The organism is Novosphingobium barchaimii LL02 (assembly GCF_001046635.1).
GTDB classification, from domain to species: Bacteria; Pseudomonadota; Alphaproteobacteria; order Sphingomonadales; family Sphingomonadaceae; genus Novosphingobium; species Novosphingobium barchaimii.
The window spans coordinates 598,551-615,043 of the sequence record NZ_KQ130454.1 but is presented as its reverse complement, the minus strand read 5'-3'; the positions used below and the strand labels follow the sequence as shown (position 1 = coordinate 615,043).

Sequence of the window (16,493 nt, the reverse complement as noted above, 5' to 3'; positions counted from 1 at the left end):
GGCGGCTTTACGCGGCCAACAGGCTTTTTCTGAACAACGCTTTCAGCCGCCGGTCTTCGAGAATGCGCCCGATGACATAAAGAGCAGCAAAGATCGCCGCGAAGACGTAGGCCGAGGTGGGCGAGTGTTTCTTCTCTCGTTCCTTGGCTTTGTCCGCGCCGTCCTGCTTGGGCTTTTCGGGTGCGGGCGCGCCCAGCGCCTTGTCGATCGGGTTCATCGGGACTTCGGCTTTTTTCTTGTCCTTCCCGGCCTTGTCTTCCGCTTCTGTCGGCGCTTTTTCGAACTTGCCGATCGCCACCGTCAACTGGGCGAAACCCAGGAACAGCAGGGGCGCCAGAAAGCAGAACAGCAAGGCCCGGCTGGTCAGGCAATAGTGCAGCACGGACCCGGCCGTGCCCTTTTCGATCTGCAGGACGCCGCCGTCGAAAACGGACATCTTGTCCTGCGCGGCCTGGTCCTTCTTGCGGAAAGTCAGGGTATCGCTCGCCAGTTCGTGGCTGGTTCCGGTCTCGCGGAACAAGGGGCGAAGCCTGTCGAAGGCATCATCGCTCGATTGCTCGGGAGCGAGCGTCAGGCTGCCCCTGACGTGCCAGATCCAGTCGATGAAACGCGCGTTCATGTGATCTCCATCCGGGAGAGCTTTTCGATACCGCACCGGGCGGCATGACATGGGGGGCTGCCCGGTTACGAGGGCGCAGCAGTTCCTGTCACTCGGCAGGCACGCCCGCCGGCTCGGCAAATCCATCCTCGCCGAACTTCGCCCTGCCGTACTTTTCCTTGAGCGCCTTCCAGCCCTCGGTGAAGGGGAAGGTCATCTGCTCGCGGATCGACATGCGGCGGCCGCCTTCCATGCCCAGCAGTTCGGCCTCGCCATCGACGCAGGTGCCGAAAATGCGGTCGATGAAGATATAGGTATTGCTGAAATTGCTGCGGCTGGCCTCGAAGTCCTGCGAATGGTGCAGGCTGTGGTGCTCGGTGGTGTTGAACAGGAACCGCCACCAGCGCGGCGAATTGAAACGGACATTGATGTGCTGGTACGTCCCGATCGCCATGCCGAAGGCGCCGGCAAGCAGGGCGGCGCGCGGCAGGAAGTCAAAGAAACCGCCGATACCCAGCCCGATCAGGAACAGTTCCACCGGATTGCCCACGGCGCCTTTGTTAATGTTCAGCTGGGTGATGTAATGGTGGACGGAGTGAGGCAGCCACAGCGGGTACCAGTTGTGCATCCCGCGATGCATCCAGTATTGCCCGAAATCGAAGATGAACGAGATCAGGAAGGCCTGCACCAACAGCGGCATTCCTGTGAACCACATGAACTTGTCCGACTGGAAATAGTGCTGGATGGCTTCGATGATGGGGCCATCGCCGATGTAGCCATCGATCATGCGCAGGATCGTATAGCCGAGCCCGACATAGAACAGGTCGGTGACCAGTTCCTTCCAAGTCAGGCGCCAGCTTTCATGACGCGGGAAAAACCACTCCATCGTCAGCAGCAGCACCTTGAAGCCGATGCCGATGCCGATCGCGGTCGATGCCTTGGCAATGGAATTAGGCGCGTAGTACCAAAAAGCGATCAGTGCGAACAGCACCGTGGGCTGAAACCAGGTAAAGACGAACTGCTTCACCGGGCCGCCTTCGACACGGGGTACGTTTTCCCACCCCACTGTGACGGGTGACTGGGTTCCTATCAGTCTTTTACCTACGCGAACTCCGTCCATACGCTTGCCCTCGTATTATTTGGTCACCCGTTTCAGTAATACTAATTCTAGGTATGGTAATACGGACTGCTCGGCGCGTCCAGATCATATTACAGAATTTGGTCTCTGCCCCGCGTGCGTCGCTTTGTCGGCGGGTTTAAGACGGAGCCGGCGGCGCTTTCGACCGGAGGCGCGAGGGCCACGCCCCTTGCACCTTCCACGACGCCCCGAATCTTCCCTTCAGCTTCAAATCTGCCATAGCGCCGGCATGCTGTCTCGCCTCCCGCCGCTCGCTTCCTGGACATCTGCCTTCATCGCCGCGCTGGTGGGGTTCGGGGGGACGGTGGCGCTGATCGTGCGCGCCATGCAGGCGATGGGCGCGGATGCGGGGCAGGTGGGGTCAGCGGTGACGGCGCTGTGCCTCGGCATTGCGGTGGCTGGCGCGGTGCTTTCGGTGTGGATGCGGATGCCGGTGGTGCTGGCATGGTCGACGCCGGGCGCGGCGCTGCTGGCGGCGAGTACTAGCGCCGTAGCGTGGCCGGTGGCGGTCGGCGCGTTCCTGGCGGCGGCGGCGATGATGTGCGTGTTGGCGCTGGTGCCGGCGCTGGGCCGGTTGGCGCAGCGGATACCAGCCTCGGTCGCCTCGGCGATGCTGGCCGGGGTGCTGCTGCCGTTCTGCCTGCAGCTGTTCAGGACTTTGGAGAGCGACGCGCTGCTCGTCTGCGTGCTGCTGGCGGTCTTCGTGATCGCGAGAGTTCGGGTGCCGCTTTATGCACTGCTGCTGGTGCTGCTGGCAGGGTTCGCAGTGCTGGCGCTGCGCGGGGACGTGGCGGGGCTGGGCGCTGGGCCGTTGATCGGCGGGATGGAACTGGCCGCGCCGGTGTTCGATTGGCGCAGCGTGATAAGCGTGGGCATGCCGCTGTTCCTCGTCACACTGGTGTCGCAGAACCTGCCTGGCCTCGTCGTCCTGCGCTCGGCGGGGTATGCGCCCAAGCCTCGGCCCTTGCTGCTGGGCACCGGGCTGGCGAGCCTGCTGCTGGCGCCGTTCGGGGCGCACGGGATCAATCTTGCGGCGATCACGGCGGCGATCTGCACCGGGTCCGACGCGCACCCCGATGCGGCGGGCCGCTGGGTGGTGGGGCTGATCTACGCGGGCTTCTATCTGGCGCTGGCGCTGTTTTCCGCGCCTCTGGTGCTGTTCTTCCTGGCAATGCCCCATGCCGCGATCGCGGCGCTGACAGGCGTGGCGCTGATCGCACCGCTAACCGGCGCAGTGGAGGCGATGCTGGTCGAGAAAAGCGAACGCGATGCCGCCATCCTCACCTTCGCGGCGACGGCCTCGGGGGTAAGCCTGATGGGGATTGGCTCGGCGTTCTGGGGGCTGCTGGCGGGCTTTGCGGCGCTGGCGGCGAAGGCGGTCTTTTCGCGCCGAAATTGACCTGATGCGCAGGGCCTCGTAACGCGCGGGGCATGACTGTCACTCGCTTCGCGCCGTCGCCCACCGGGCACCTTCACGTCGGCAATATCCGCACGGCGCTGCACAACTTCCTGCTTGCAAAGCAAGCGGGCGGGCGGTTCCTGCTGCGCATCGACGATACCGACGCTGCCCGGTCCCGCGAGGAGTTTGTCGAGGGCATCCGCGCCGATCTCGCCTGGCTGGGACTGGAGACCGAGGGCGAGGAGCGCCAGTCCGCGCGCTTTCCCATCTACGAGGAGGCTTTCGCGCGGCTGGAGGCCGAGGGCCGGGTTTATCCGTGCTGGGAAAGCCCGCAGGAACTGGACCTCAAGCGCAAGGTGCTGCTTGGGCGCGGTCTGCCGCCGATCTATGACCGGGCAGCGCTCGAACTCAGCGCCGACGAGAAGGTGGCCAGAATCGCAGCGGGCGATCTGCCGCACTGGCGCTTCCTGCTGGACCGCGACGAGCCGATCGAGTGGATCGACGGTATTCGCGGCGCGCAGAAGTTCGACGCCGCGCAGATGAGCGATCCGGTAGTGCGCCGCGCCGATGGTTCGTGGCTCTACATGCTGCCATCCGTGATCGACGATGTCGCCATGGGCGTCACGCAGATCCTGCGGGGCGAGGACCACGTTTCCAACACGGCGACTCAGGTGCAGATGTTCACCGCGCTGGGGGCCCCCGTTCCCGCTTTCGCGCACGAGGCGCTTCTGGTGGGCAGCGAGGGCAAGCTGTCGAAGCGGCTCGGCTCGCTGGGCGCCGCGCATTTCCGCGAGGCGGGGATCGAGCCTCAGGCCCTGACGGCGCTGCTCGGGCGGCTGGGGACCAGCGACCCGGTGGATGCGGCGCTGGGGCTGGAGGAACTGGCGGCGGCCTTCGACCTTGCGCGCTTCGGGCGCGCGCCGGCGCGGTTTGACGAGGCAGAGCTTGAGCGGGTTAACGCCGCCGTGGTCCATGCACTGGACTACGATGCTGTGGCCGCGCGCCTGCCTGCGGGGATGGATGCTGCCGCCTGGGCAGCAGTGCGCCCCAACCTTGGCCGCGTTGCCGAGGCGCAGGACTGGTGGCAGGTAGTGACCGGGCCGGTCGCGACGGCCGATATCGACGAGGATGACCGGGCCTTCTGCGCGCAGGGCGCGGATGTGCTGTCCGGGCTGGAATGGTCTCCCGAGGTGTGGAAGGCGCTGACCTCCGCTCTCAAGGATGCGACCGGGCGCAAGGGCAAGGCTCTGTTCCTGCCGCTGCGCCGTGCGCTGACGGGCATGGACCATGGGCCGGACATGGCGGCGTTGCTGCCGCTGATCGGGCGCGAGGCGGCAACGGCGCGGCTGCGAGGGGCTTCGACAGGCTCAGCCTGAGCGGCTTGTCGTAAGATCAACCAAGCCTACGCTCGATACCGCTCGGCCTGAGCTTGTCGAAGGCCCGGAAGCCAAACGCAACATAATGCCTGTTTACACATCAGCCGCTTGCCGCTAGTGGCGCGGTCATGTTCGCAAAGCCGATCATTATTACCACCCCGAAACCGACTGCCATCGCGCGGTCGGTGTCGGTGGTGTGCGTGATCTAAGGCACCACTCGAACACCGACCCCGCACACGGCAGGCGGGGCTTTTCAATTTGAAAAACAAGAACCTCGCGCTGCTCCCAAACAGGAGACGCTTAGTCATGGTTCAAAAGTTCGCACCCGGTCAGAAGCTCAATGTCGGCGTCGTCGGCGCCACCGGTCTTGTCGGCACGATGATCCGCGAGATTCTTGCCGAGCGCAATTTCCCGATCGCTACGCTGCGCCTGTTCGCCTCGGCCCGCTCGGCCGGCAAGGAACTGGACGGCGTGGTGGTGGAAGACGCGGCGACGGCGGACTTCGCCGGGCTGGACGTTGTGCTGTTCTCGGCCGGAGGATCGACCTCGAAGGAACTGGCGCCCAAGGCTGCCGCGGCCGGCGCCATCGTGATCGACAACTCCTCTGCCTGGCGTTCGGACCCGGACGTGCCGCTCGTGGTGGCCGAGGTGAACCCGCAGGCGCTTGCCAACTTGCCCAAGGGCATCATCGCCAACCCCAATTGCACCACCATGGCCGCCATGCCGGTGCTGCGCCCGCTGCATGACGAGGCGGGGCTGAAGAAGCTGGTCGTCTCGACTTATCAGGCGGTATCGGGCGGCGGCCTTGAAGGCATCGACGTGCTGGCCCGCCAGATCGCCCATGTCGGCGACAAGGCACGCGAACTGGCCAGCGGCGACGTGTCCGCGCTGCTGCCTGCGCCTGAGAAGTGGGCGGTGCCGATCGCGCACAACGTGGTGCCGCTGAACTACGTCTATGCCGACGATGGCTACACCGAGGAAGAGATCAAGCTGCGTGACGAGAGCCGCAAGATTCTGGACATCCCCGGCCTGCCGGTTTCGGGCACCTGTGTGCGCGTGCCGGTGTTCACCGGCCACTCTCTGTCGATGAACGTCGAGTTCGACCGTCCGATCAGCGTCGAGCGCGCGCTGGAACTGCTCGGCTCGGCGCCGGGCGTGGTGGTGACCGAAGTGCCCAACCCCCTGGATGCGACCGGCAAGGACCCCGTGTTCGTGGGGCGCGTGCGCCGCGATCCGACTTCCGAGAACGGCCTCGCGCTGTTCGTGGCGAGCGACAACCTGCGCAAGGGCGCGGCGCTCAATGCGGTGCAGATCGCGGAAGTGCTGCTGGGTTGACGTAAATAGGCGCGCGTCCCGGTGACGCGCGCCTTTTCTTATCTTGCAGTCATCCTCGCCAGGGCGGGGGGCTTACTCCATGAACCAGCCGTGGCTGGCCACCAGCGACTGGCCGGTTAGCGCATTGGTTTCGAACCCGGCGAAGAACAGCGCGACTTCGGCGATGTCCTCCACCGTGGTGAACTCGCCGTCAACGGTCTGGCCGAGCATCACGGTCTTCACCACCTCCTCTTCGGAAATGCCCAGTTCCTTCGCCTGCTCGGGGATCTGCTTGTCCACCAGCGGGGTGCGCACGAAGCCGGGGCAGATGACGTTGGTGCGAACGCCCTTCTTGCCGCCTTCCTTGGCGATCACGCGGGACAGCCCCAGCAGGCCGTGCTTGGCGGTGACGTAGGCGCTTTTCAGCGGGCTGGCCTCCTTGGAGTGGACCGAGCCCATGAAAATCACCGAACCGGACCCCTGTGCATACATATGCGGCAGCACTGCCTTGGAGGTCAGGAACGCGCCGTCGAGGTGGATCGCCAGCATCTTCTTCCAGTCGGCATAGGCGAAATTCTCGACCGGGTTGACGATCTGGATGCCGGCGTTGGAAACCAGCACGTCGACCGTGCCCCAGGCTGCGACCACCTGCGCAACGCCTTCGTTCACCTGTTCCTCGCTGGTCACGTCCATCGCTACGGCCATGGCGCTGCCGCCCTTGGCGGTGATATCGTCCGCCGCCTTCTGCGCGGCTTCGAGGTTGAGGTCGGCGATGACGACCTTGCCGCCTTCACCGGCGTACTTGTGGGCGATGGCGTTGCCGATGCCGCTGGCGGCGCCGGTGATGATGCAGACCTTGTCTTTGAGTTTCATGCATTTAACTCCCATCATACGGTAAGCGGATGTGCCGGATCGGCGCCGGCGAGGTCGAAAGTAACGATTTCGTCGGCCTTCAGGCGGCGGCCGGTCCAGTCGGGATGGGCGAGCGAGTGGGCGGCATCGGCGCGGCCGGTCGCCCAATGCTCGTTCACCGTCACGCGCGAAAATTCGTAGTCCTTGGAGTTGGTCTCGAAATCCTCGGGCCGGTTGATGAGGTGCATCACTGCCACCGCGCCGGCGGGCCGGCAGCCCAGCAGATGCGCAAGGTCGGGATCGTCCAGCAGATCTTCGGGCAGCTTTTTCGCCAGGCGCTTGGCGGCGGCGCACATTTTCTGCAACTGGCGCGACTGGTCGGTGCCCAGGCGCGTGCGGCTGGAAAAGCGGATGTCCTTTTCGCGCTGGGCGACGTCGGCCATGGTGCGCGGCACGATCCCGCGCGAGGAGAACAGGTCCACCTGATAGACCGTCATCTCGCACGAGGGGCGGTTGTCGAGCACGTATTGCAGCGGGGTGTTGGAGACGAGGCCGCCGTCCCAGTACCATTCGCCGTCGATCTCCACCGGCGGGAAGCCGGGGGGCAGGGCGCCGCTGGCCATGATATGCTGAGGCCCGATCTGGCGCTCGGTATTGTCGAAATAGGCGAAGTTGCCGGTAAGCATGTTGACCGCGCCGACGCTGAAGCGGGTGTCGGCGGTGTTTAGGCGGTCGAAGTCGATCACCTCCAGCAGCGTCTGGCGCAGGGGGGCGGTGTCGTAATAGCTCAGGCGGTCAAGCGCGGCGGGCCATTCAGGCAGCGGCAGGGGGAAGCGCGGCGTGAAGAAGCCGGGGATGCCAAACATCGCCGCCCACTGCGCGGCCACGTCGTTGAAGGCGCGGCGGGCGAAGCCGAGGCGCTCGTCGATGCGATAGAGCAGTTCGGAGGAGAGCCCGTTCCAGAACTTGTGCAGCATCGGCACCCGGTCCTTGGGGGCATTGCCGGCGATGATCCCGGCGTTGATCGCCCCGATCGAGATGCCGGCCACCCAGTCGGGCAAGGCGTCATTCGCCGCGAGCGCTTCGTATACCCCCGCCTGATAGGCGCCGAGCGCGCCGCCGCCCTGGAGAACGAGGACGCTTTGAGGGCGAAGATTGGAGTCTGGATCAGGACGGCTCACGCGATACCCTTGTGCCAGTTTGCTGCAGCGCAACAGTTGGGGGCGGCCGGCCAAGGTTTCAACTCATACAAGTGTCGCGATTTGTCTTTGCGGGCCGGTCATTACGGCTTCCCCTTTTAGGCCGCGGCCTCTTCACCGGTCGGTTCGCTGGCGGCTTCCAGCAGGCGGCGTTCCAGTGCCTTGAGGCGCGGGGTGCCGGTGATCTTCTCGCCAAACAGGTCGGTGACGTAGAAGGTGTCCGCCGCGCGCTCGCCGTACGTGGCGATATGGGCGGAGTGGACCATCAGCTTCGATTCGAACAGCGCATGGGCCAGCCGGTTAAGCAGGGCCGGCCGGTCGCGCGAATTGACCTCCACCACGGTGAACCGGTTCGAGGCCTTGTTGTCGAACAGCACGCGCGGGCGCACGTCGAAGGCATCGGCGCGGGGGCGCGCGTCGGGGCGGGCGACCAGCTGGGGCAGGATCTTGATCCGGTTGGCCAGCGCATTCTCTATCGAGAGGCTGAGGCGCTCGAGCTGGCTGACTTCCATGAACGGTCGGCCGAGCGGGTCCTGCACCAGGAAGTTGTCGACCGCGCGGCCGGTGCGCGTGGTGTGGATGCGCGCGTCGATGATATTGCCGCCGGCCAGGTGGATGCCGCCGGCGATGCGGTAGAACAGTCCCGGGTGGTCCGATGCGATCACCGTCACCAGCGTCGCTCCGCGCGCGGGGTAGTATTCGGTGAAGATGGACAGCGGCTCCTCTTCCGAAGCGCCCAGTTCGATCAGGTTCTTGGCGATCACGTCGTCCGGTTCGGCGATCCAGTAGGCATCGCCCAGCACGCCGCCGACTTTCTCGATCAGCGCGGGGTACTGGCCGCCCATAGCCTCCACAGCGGCCTTTTTGGCGGCAACGCGGTTGGAGCGGCCGAATTCGGCATGGCCGAGGCGCAGGCGTTCCTCCGCCGCGCCGTAAAGCGTGGCGATGAGCTGGCGCTTCCACGAATTCCAGGTGCCGGGGCCGACCGCGCGTATGTCTACGATGGTGAGCACGGTCAGCTGGCGCAGGCGGTCCACCGACTGCACGACCTCCACGAAATCGGCGATGGTCTTGCCGTCCGAAAGGTCGCGCTTCATCGCGGTGGCGGACAGCAGCAGGTGCTGGCGGACCAGCCAGGACACCAGTTCCGTCTCATCTTCGTCGAGGCCGAAGCGCGGGCACAGCTTGAGCGCGATTTCCGCGCCCAGCACCGAGTGGTCGCCTTTGCGCCCCTTGGCGATGTCGTGCAGCAGCACCGAAACGTAAAGCGCCCGGCGCGAGCGCAGCTTGGGGATGACCTCGTGGGCCAGCGGGTGGTCGCCCTTCAGCTCGCCCTTTTCGATCCGGGCAACGAGGCCGATGGCGCGGATCGTGTGTTCGTCCACCGTATAATGGTGGTACATGTCGAACTGCATCTGCGCGTTGACGCGGCCGAACTCGGTCACGAAGCGGCCGAACACGCCTGCCTCGTTGAAGCTGCGCAGGGCCACTTCGGGGTCATTGCGGCTGGTGAGCAGTTCCATGAACAGCTCGTTGGCGCGCTTGTCGCGGCGCACATCGTCGCGGATCAGCACCGCATCGCGTGAAATCAGGCGCAGGGTTTCGGGATGGATTTCCAGATGCTCGCGGTCGGCCAGCACGAAAATCTCGATCATGCGCACAGGATCGGCGGCGAACCAGTCGTCCGAAGGCGCTTTCAGGCGGCCGCCAAAGACCTTGTAGCCTTTGAGAATACGCTCCTTGGCGCGGAAACCGGCCAGCAGCCCGCGCGGTTGGCGCTTGGCGAACTGGTCATCGAGCTGGGCGAGGAACACGCCGGTCAGGTTGCCCACCCCCTTCGCCTGCAGGAAGAACATCTGCATGAAACGCTCCACCGCGCTTTTGCCGGGGCGGTCGGAAAAGTTCATGCGCGCCGCCACTTCGCGCTGCATGTCGAAGGTCAGGCGGTCCTCGGCGCGGCGGGTGATGGTGTGCAGATGGCAGCGCACCGCCCAGAAGAAGTTCTCGGCGCGGCGGAAGGACCGGTATTCCTTCTGGGTCAGCAGGCCGACGCTGACCAGTTCGGAGGCATCGCGCACCTTGTGGATGTATTTGCCGATCCAGTAGAGCGTGTGCAGATCGCGCAGGCCGCCCTTGCCCTCCTTGATGTTGGGTTCGACGACATAGCGGCTGTCGCCCATGCGCTTGTGGCGTTCCTCGCGCTCGGCCAACTTTTCGACCACGAACTGGCGTTCGGTGCCGGAGACCACGTCCTTGAAGAAACGGGTGCGCGCCTCTTCGTACAGGTCCTGGTCGCCCCAGACGTAGCGGCCTTCCAGCATGGCGGTGCGGATTGTCAGGTCGGATTTCGACATGCGCACCATGTCGTCGAGCGAGCGGCTGGAATGGCCGACCTTCAGCGCCAGGTCCCACATGAAGTAGAGCATCGCCTCGATCACCTGCTCGCACCACGGCGTCTGCTTGATCGGCGTGAGGAAGGCGATGTCGACGTCGGAATGCGGCGCCATCTCACCCCGGCCATAGCCGCCCACGGCCATGATCGTCAGCCGCTCGCCTTTGGAACGGTTGCCCGCCGGATAGACGTTGGCGCAGATGTGATCGTGGATCACGCGCACCAGCTGATCGACCAGGAAAGCCTGCGCTTCCGCCACTTCGTGCCCGGCAGAGGGCTTCTCGATCAGGCGGCGCGCAATTTCGGCGCGGCCATTTTCCAGCGCGGCGCGCAGCAGCTCGACGATGGCCTTGCGGCCCTTGGCGCCGCCCTGCTCGGCGACAACGGCATCTATGCGCGCGGCCAGTTCGCGGCGGTCGATCACGGAACGGGGGGAAGGGATACGGATCACGCTGCTCATGGCCTCGGGGTCTAGACGCTGCGGGCGCTAAGGAAAAGCCGCAGCTGGTGATCTCGCGGGTTATGCGGCACAGATATGAATTGCCGGCTACCATCGCGTACCGGGCTATGCCAGAAGGCCGCGCGTAACGAAGGCCATCCATGGCAGCCACCGGGGTGTGCCCCGGCTCCGGCCGCCCGGACATGAAGCACGCGAGGTCCACGACTTGTCCCTGACACTGCTTGCCGCAGCCGCCGCCGAGGCGCATGAGCCCATTTACTGGGTGAACCTGGGCCTCAAGAACTATCTGTTCCGTATCGGCAGCTTCGAGCTGCGCTGGTACTCGCTGGCCTATCTCGCCGGGATCGTGCTGGGATACTGGCATCTTTCGCGCATGATAAAGTCGCCCGGCGCGCCGATGGCGCAGCATCATGCCGACGATCTTTTCTTCTACTGCACCCTGGGCATCATCCTGGGCGGACGACTGGGCTATGCCACGTTCTACACCGGCGGTAGTTCGGATATTCCCAGCCTCTGGGCCCATCCGAGCCAACTTGTGCAGCTTTGGCATGGCGGCATGAGCTTCCACGGCGGCCTCATCGGCGTGCTGCTGGCGGTGGCCTGGGTGTCCTGGCGCAATCAGCTGAGCTTTGTGCGGGTGATGGATTATATCTCCGTCTGCGTGCCGTTCGGTATGCTGTTCGGGCGGCTTGCCAACTTCGTCAACGGCGAGTTGTGGGGCCGCGTCGTCACCGGCGACGTGCCTTGGGCGATGGTCTTTCCCGATGCCCCGGACCAGCTTCCGCGCCACCCCAGCCAGCTTTACGAAGCGGGGCTGGAAGGGCTGATGATGATCGTCATCATGCTGCTGCTGTACTGGAAGACGCGCGCGCGTTTCCGCCCGGGCCTGCTGGTGGGCGTGTTCACCGCCGGCATCGCCGCCGCGCGCTTCACGGTGGAATTCTTCCGCGAGCCGGACAAGCAGCTTGCGCAGTTCGCGCAGTCGACCGGTCTGTCGATGGGCCAGTGGCTGACGATCCCGCTGATTCTGCTGGGTCTGTTCATGGTGGCGCGGGCGCTGGCCCGCCCGGCGCTGTCCACGCGCCGCCCGATCGAGATCACCTGAGCGTACCGGCGTCATGGCAGAAGGCGAATCGCTTGGCGCGGTCTTCCGGCGGCTGATCGCCCGCTTCGGGCCGATCACGCTGCAACACTACATGGGCGAATCGAACGCCCGCTACTATGCGGGTAAGGACCCGCTGGGCAGCGGCGGAGACTTCATCACCGCGCCCGAGATCAGCCAGATGTTCGGCGAGCTGATCGGCCTGTGGCTGGCTGACATATGGGTGCGCGCGGGCAGCCCCGCGCCGGTCCGCTACGTAGAGCTTGGCCCCGGGCGCGGCACTCTGGCCCGCGACGCGCTGCGGGCGATGAAGCGGCAAGGGCTTGAGCCGCAGGTCCACTTCGTCGAAGGCTCCGCCGCGCTGCGGGCCGTTCAGAGCGGCGCGGTGCCCGGCGCGCAGTGGCATGACGACATGGACACACTGCCGACCGATGCGCCGCTGATCATCGTGGGCAACGAGTTTCTCGACGCGCTGCCGGTTCGCCAGCTGGTGAAGACCCCGCGGGGCTGGCGCGAGCGCATGGTCGACTGGCAGGATACAGGCGGCGATGGCGGCCGCTTCCTGCCAGTCGCCGGAGACACGCCGATGGACGCGGCCATTCCCGAACACCTCAAGGACAGCCCCGAGCAGACCCTGATCGAGACCTGCCCCGGCGCGGCCGCCGTCACCGGCGAGATCGCCGCGCGGCTTGCCGCGCAGGGCGGGGCGGCGCTGCTGATCGACTATGGCTATGCCCAAGTGCAGACCGGGTCCACGCTGCAGGCGCTCAAGGATCACACGAAAGTCGACCCCTTCGCGCTGCCGGGCGAGGCGGATCTGACTTGTCTGGTCGATTTCGCCACGGCCGCGCAAGTGGCGCTGGCGGGCGGGGCGCGCCACCTTGGCACGGTGACGCAAGGCGCCTTTCTGCGCGCGCTGGGGATCGACATGCGCGCGGCGCAGCTCGCCGGTATTGCGCCGCAGCAATCTTCTGCAATACTCGCCGCCAGGGATCGACTGGTGGACGAGGGGCAGATGGGGGAATTGTTCAAGGTCATGGGCCTGGCCGGGCAGGGATGGCCGGACGGCGCGGGCTTTTGATGGCGACGGCATCGGTGCAGGCAGCCGCCTTGCCCTCGACCGCGCCTGACCGACTGGAAAAGGCGCTCGGAGGGCTGGCGCTGGTGATGCTGGGCTTCATCATCGCGGCCGTGATCAAGGGCCTGCACGACTGGCCGGCGATTCCGGCGGTGATCTGGCTGCACCTTGCCACGATCATGACCGCGCTGGCACTGACCCCGGTGCTGCTGTGGCGCCCGCGCGGGACGCCGGGGCACCGGCAACTGGGCTATGTCTGGAGCGCGGCAATGCTGCTCACGGCGATCGACAGCCTGTTCGTGACGACCAGCAATCCGGGCCATTTCAGCCCGATCCATGCACTGTCGTTCCTGACCATCGTGCTGGTGCCGTTGCTGGTGATCGGCGCCCGCCGCCACAATGTAGCCCGCCATCGCCGCACCGTGCGCGGCATGATCATCGGCGCGCTGCTGATCGCGGGGTTCTTCACCTTCCCGTTCGACCGCCTGCTGGGGCACTGGCTGCTGAGTTGAGAATGACGGCTCCTCCCCGTCGCATCACGACGGGGAGGATAACGGCAGCGCTTACTTTCCTACCTTCACCGTGCGGCTTTCCTGGGGGATTTCGCGCACCGGCACGGCCTTCAGCCAGTCTTCGAAGGCCATCACGTCGATCATGCCGCGCGTGCGCTGGGTGCCCTTGGCGAAAGTCGTGAAGCCGTCGCCGCCCTCGGCGAGGAAGTTCACCATGCTCACGCGGTAGTTCGCAGCCGCGCTCACCGGCTTGCCGTTCAGGGCCAGCGAGACGATCCGCTTGCCCGAGGGGCGCGCCGGGTCATACCGCAGCATGAGCCCGGCCGAGGGCGAGAGCACCTGCATCGGCCCCTCATCGTCCAGCCCTTCCTCGATCACGGCGCGCAGCTGCGCGCCGGTAAGCGTCATGGTCACCAGCTCGTTGCCGAACGGTTCGATGGCGTAGAGCTGGCCGAAGGTCACCTGACCATCGGCGGCCGGCACCAGCGAGGCGCGGATGCCGAAGGGGTTGGTGAAGGCGATTTGCGCGCCCGCTGCGCGCGTGGCGGCAAGCTGGCTGTCGGCGATCAGGTTGCCCAGCGTGCCGCCGGTGCCCGATTCGGCGCCGTCGCTCTTGGACGCGGCCTGCGAAACCTTGCCCACCGGGCGCTCGACCAGCGAGATCGAGGCGTCCTTGTACTGCTTGACGTAGGCGGCCACGTCGGCGCGGGGGGCGAAGCGGGGGAAGGCATCGGTATTGGCGATCTCGCCCCGGCTGGCCTTGTAAGGCGTGGACTGGACGATGACGTTATGCGCGGCCGAGGACACCACGCGGTGTGCGGCGGGGTCGATCTTCAGCGTGATGTCGGTGACGAGTTCGCCGTAGACGCCCGCGCTGGTCAGCAGGATCGGCGCGCCGCCGTTCGCGGGCTTGTAGTTGCACACGTAAGACCAGTGCGTGTGGCCCGATACCACCACGTCGACGCCGGGGTTCAGCTTGTCGAGGATCGGCTGGATGTCGCCGGTGAAGCCGTCGCAGCCGTTGGGGTCGCCTACCGGGGTCTTGCCGCCCTGGTGGATCAGCACCACGACCGCGTCGGCGCCCTCTGCCCGAAGCAGGGGGATCGCCTTGTTGATGGCCTCGGCCTCGTCGCCGAAGGTCAGGTCCTTGACCTGTTCGGGCGCGACCAGTGTCGGCACCGATTTCAGCGACAGGCCGACGAAGCCGATCGTCACCTTGTTCGCGCCTGTCCCGAAGGTCTTCAGGCCGGTGGCGGGGAACAGGGTGCTGCCGTCCGCCTTGAAGGTGCTGGCCGAAAGGTACTTGTAGCTGGCGCCCTTGAACTGCTCCAACTGGCAGGGATCCAGCCGCCCGTTCTTCTCGCAGCCGCCGCTTTGCAGGCGCTGGAGTTCCTTGGGGCCGCGGTCGAATTCGTGGTTGCCCACGGCGTTGAATTCCAGCCCCAGCCGGTTCATCACGCCGACCGCCGGCTCGTCCAGATAGAGTGAGGAAGCAAGCTGCGAGGCGCTGGTCAGATCGCCCGCCGCCACCACGACGTGGTTGGAGTGCAGCGCCTTGATCGAATCCACCGCCGAGGCCAGCCACGCTCCGCCGCCCGCCGGAACCGGCAGGATCGAGCCGTCCGCCTGCTTGACGTTGACCGACTGGCCCGGCGGCTCAAGCGCGCCGTGAAAGTCGTTGATGGCCACGATGCCCACTTCGATCGGGCCTGCGGCGGCGGCCTGGGGCCCGGGCACCGACGAAGTCTGGTGGGAGGTCTGCGGCGCCGCGCAGGCGGCCAGCAGGGAGGCGGTGAGAAGCGGGAGCGCTCTGATCTTGGGGGAGGTCATGGGGCGGCACTATCGCAAGAAAACGTGACGCTCCAAGGACGAATTTTGCAAACACCCGCGCGCTTTATCAGCGCACTTCGTCCTCCAGCGCGTGCATGGCCTCGTCCGACAGGCCGAAGTGGTGGCCAACCTCATGGATGACGACGTGGGCGACGAGATCTTCCAGCTGCACTTCGGTCTCGCACCACTCGGCGAGGAGTGGCTGGCGGTAAAGGGTGATGCGGGGCGGAAACTCGCCGGAAATCCACACCGAATCGGTGTCCATCGAGCGGCCGTGGTAAAGCCCGGTCAGGCCGAACGGATCATCTATCTCCAGCGCGCGCAGGGTTTCCTCGTCGGCGAATTCCTCGATGTGGACGGTGATCCCGTCGAGGTGCTGCGCAAAGGGCTGGGGAATGCGCGCGAAGGCGGCGTGGGCGAGCGCCTCGAATTCGGCGGGCGAGGGGGGAAGTCCGAAGCGGCGTGTCATGGGGCGAACTGTGCCACCGATTGCACCGCCGGGTAACCCTCAGACGCGCGCGGCGTCGAGGTGCCGCAGGATAACCGCGCGGTTGCTGCGATCGGCCTCGAAGCGGGCGAGCGCTCCGTCATGGGCGAGGATCGCGGCGATGATGCGGCGGCGGCCTGCCTTCCAGCTATCCATGTCGTGTTCCAGCGCTCGCACCGGGGCGTCGGACCGGGTGGTGGCATAGTGCAGGGTTACGCGGGTGAGCATTTCGAACAGCGGGCGGCGGACCATACGGAACAGCAGTTCCTGAAACGCGAACTCGAAGGCGCCCAGCTCCGCGTCGCTGGCGCAGGTTTCCACTTGCCCCGCCATCGTGCGCAGATCGCCAAGCAGGCCCGCGTCCCGGCATCCGGCGGCTGCGGCGGCAAGTTCGTTGAACAGCAGCGAGGTCATGTCCAGCGCCTCCTCCCAAGTCGCTGGGTGGACCCGCAGATAGGCGTCGAAGGCTCGTTCCAGCGCCGCATCGTCGGGCCGCGCGCCGTAATAGCCGCCGCCGGGGCCGCGCCGCACTTCCAGCAGCCCCTCGTGTTCGAGGACGCGGGCGGCCTGTTGCAGGGTGACGATGCCGACCTCAAGGCTACGGGCCAGCGCATGGAGCGATCCGATCAGCGCGCCGGGGGCGGCGGCAAATATACGTTCGCGCAAGACCTCGGTGGTGGCGGTGACGAGATTCGTCCCTCGGCGTCGGCGGACTTTAAGCTGGACGTCAATTACAGGCATATAATAGCATTCAAC

The 16,493-nt window shown here is 65.9% G+C and carries 14 protein-coding genes; 6 read left to right on the top strand and 8 right to left on the bottom strand.

Annotated elements, in window-relative coordinates; all coding sequences use genetic code 11:
* Window positions 1–7: 7 nt before the first annotated feature.
* Together V474_RS13410 and V474_RS13405 are read right to left on the bottom strand one after the other, a co-directional pair.
* On the bottom strand, window positions 8–619 hold the full coding sequence (locus V474_RS13410; RefSeq protein ID WP_059151951.1) for a hypothetical protein: 612 nt from the start codon (window positions 617–619) through the stop codon (window positions 8–10).
* An 88-nt stretch (window positions 620–707) separates the two neighbouring features.
* A complete protein-coding gene (locus tag V474_RS13405) occupies window positions 708–1,718 on the bottom strand; it encodes a sterol desaturase family protein (RefSeq protein ID WP_059151950.1) in 1,011 nt (336 codons plus the stop codon).
* A 247-nt stretch (window positions 1,719–1,965) separates the two neighbouring features.
* On the opposite strand from V474_RS13405, the gene V474_RS13400 reads away from it, so the two are divergent.
* From V474_RS13400 to V474_RS13390, 3 genes are all read left to right on the top strand, one after another.
* Complete coding sequence (locus tag V474_RS13400) at window positions 1,966–3,135, top strand: benzoate/H(+) symporter BenE family transporter (RefSeq protein ID WP_059151949.1); 1,170 nt, start codon at window positions 1,966–1,968, stop codon at window positions 3,133–3,135.
* Window positions 3,136–3,167: 32 nt separating this feature from the next.
* Window positions 3,168–4,511: a glutamate--tRNA ligase gene (locus tag V474_RS13395; RefSeq protein WP_059151948.1), complete on the top strand. Its 1,344-nt coding sequence runs from the start codon at window positions 3,168–3,170 to the stop codon at window positions 4,509–4,511.
* Between the two features lie 306 nt (window positions 4,512–4,817).
* Window positions 4,818–5,846 (top strand): aspartate-semialdehyde dehydrogenase, encoded by a 1,029-nt coding sequence (locus V474_RS13390; RefSeq protein ID WP_059151947.1) that lies wholly within the window; start codon window positions 4,818–4,820, stop codon window positions 5,844–5,846.
* 72 nt (window positions 5,847–5,918) lie between these two features.
* Here the strand turns inward: V474_RS13390 and V474_RS13385 are convergent, their stop codons facing one another.
* The 3 genes from V474_RS13385 to V474_RS13375 form a co-directional block, all read right to left on the bottom strand.
* A complete protein-coding gene (locus V474_RS13385; RefSeq protein ID WP_059151946.1) occupies window positions 5,919–6,698 on the bottom strand; it encodes a 3-hydroxybutyrate dehydrogenase in 780 nt (259 codons plus the stop codon).
* Between the two features lie 14 nt (window positions 6,699–6,712).
* A complete protein-coding gene (locus V474_RS13380) occupies window positions 6,713–7,858 on the bottom strand; it encodes a patatin-like phospholipase family protein (protein ID WP_059152154.1) in 1,146 nt (381 codons plus the stop codon).
* A 116-nt stretch (window positions 7,859–7,974) separates the two neighbouring features.
* A complete protein-coding gene (locus tag V474_RS13375; RefSeq protein ID WP_059151945.1) occupies window positions 7,975–10,728 on the bottom strand; it encodes a [protein-PII] uridylyltransferase in 2,754 nt (917 codons plus the stop codon).
* A 205-nt stretch (window positions 10,729–10,933) separates the two neighbouring features.
* Between V474_RS13375 and lgt the strand changes: the two genes are divergently transcribed.
* The 3 genes from lgt to V474_RS13360 are packed head-to-tail and all read left to right on the top strand — an operon-like array spanning window position 10,934 to window position 13,420.
* Window positions 10,934–11,833: a prolipoprotein diacylglyceryl transferase gene (lgt, locus tag V474_RS13370; protein ID WP_043977045.1), complete on the top strand. Its 900-nt coding sequence runs from the start codon at window positions 10,934–10,936 to the stop codon at window positions 11,831–11,833.
* A gap of 13 nt (window positions 11,834–11,846) precedes the next feature.
* Window positions 11,847–12,911 (top strand): class I SAM-dependent methyltransferase, encoded by a 1,065-nt coding sequence (locus V474_RS13365; protein ID WP_059151944.1) that lies wholly within the window; start codon window positions 11,847–11,849, stop codon window positions 12,909–12,911.
* Entirely contained in the window at window positions 12,911–13,420 is a 510-nt protein-coding gene (locus V474_RS13360) for a DUF2306 domain-containing protein (RefSeq protein WP_059152153.1), read from the top strand. Before V474_RS13365 ends, V474_RS13360 begins: the two co-directional genes overlap by 1 nt.
* A gap of 51 nt (window positions 13,421–13,471) precedes the next feature.
* Here V474_RS13360 and V474_RS13355 read toward each other — a convergent pair whose 3' ends face one another.
* The 3 genes from V474_RS13355 to V474_RS13345 all read right to left on the bottom strand — a co-directional run bounded on the left by V474_RS13355 (window position 13,472) and on the right by V474_RS13345 (window position 16,478).
* Window positions 13,472–15,250 carry a bifunctional metallophosphatase/5'-nucleotidase gene (locus V474_RS13355; RefSeq protein WP_059151943.1) on the bottom strand — a complete coding sequence of 593 codons (1,779 nt, stop codon included), beginning with the start codon at window positions 15,248–15,250 and terminating at the stop codon, window positions 13,472–13,474.
* Between the two features lie 67 nt (window positions 15,251–15,317).
* Window positions 15,318–15,719, bottom strand: a complete 402-nt coding sequence (locus V474_RS13350; protein WP_059151942.1) for a metallopeptidase family protein — start codon at window positions 15,717–15,719, stop codon at window positions 15,318–15,320.
* A 39-nt stretch (window positions 15,720–15,758) separates the two neighbouring features.
* The gene (locus V474_RS13345; RefSeq protein WP_059151941.1) at window positions 15,759–16,478 is read right to left on the bottom strand and encodes a GntR family transcriptional regulator; all 720 of its coding nucleotides are present in this window, start codon (window positions 16,476–16,478) and stop codon (window positions 15,759–15,761) included.
* Window positions 16,479–16,493: the final 15 nt, after the last annotated feature.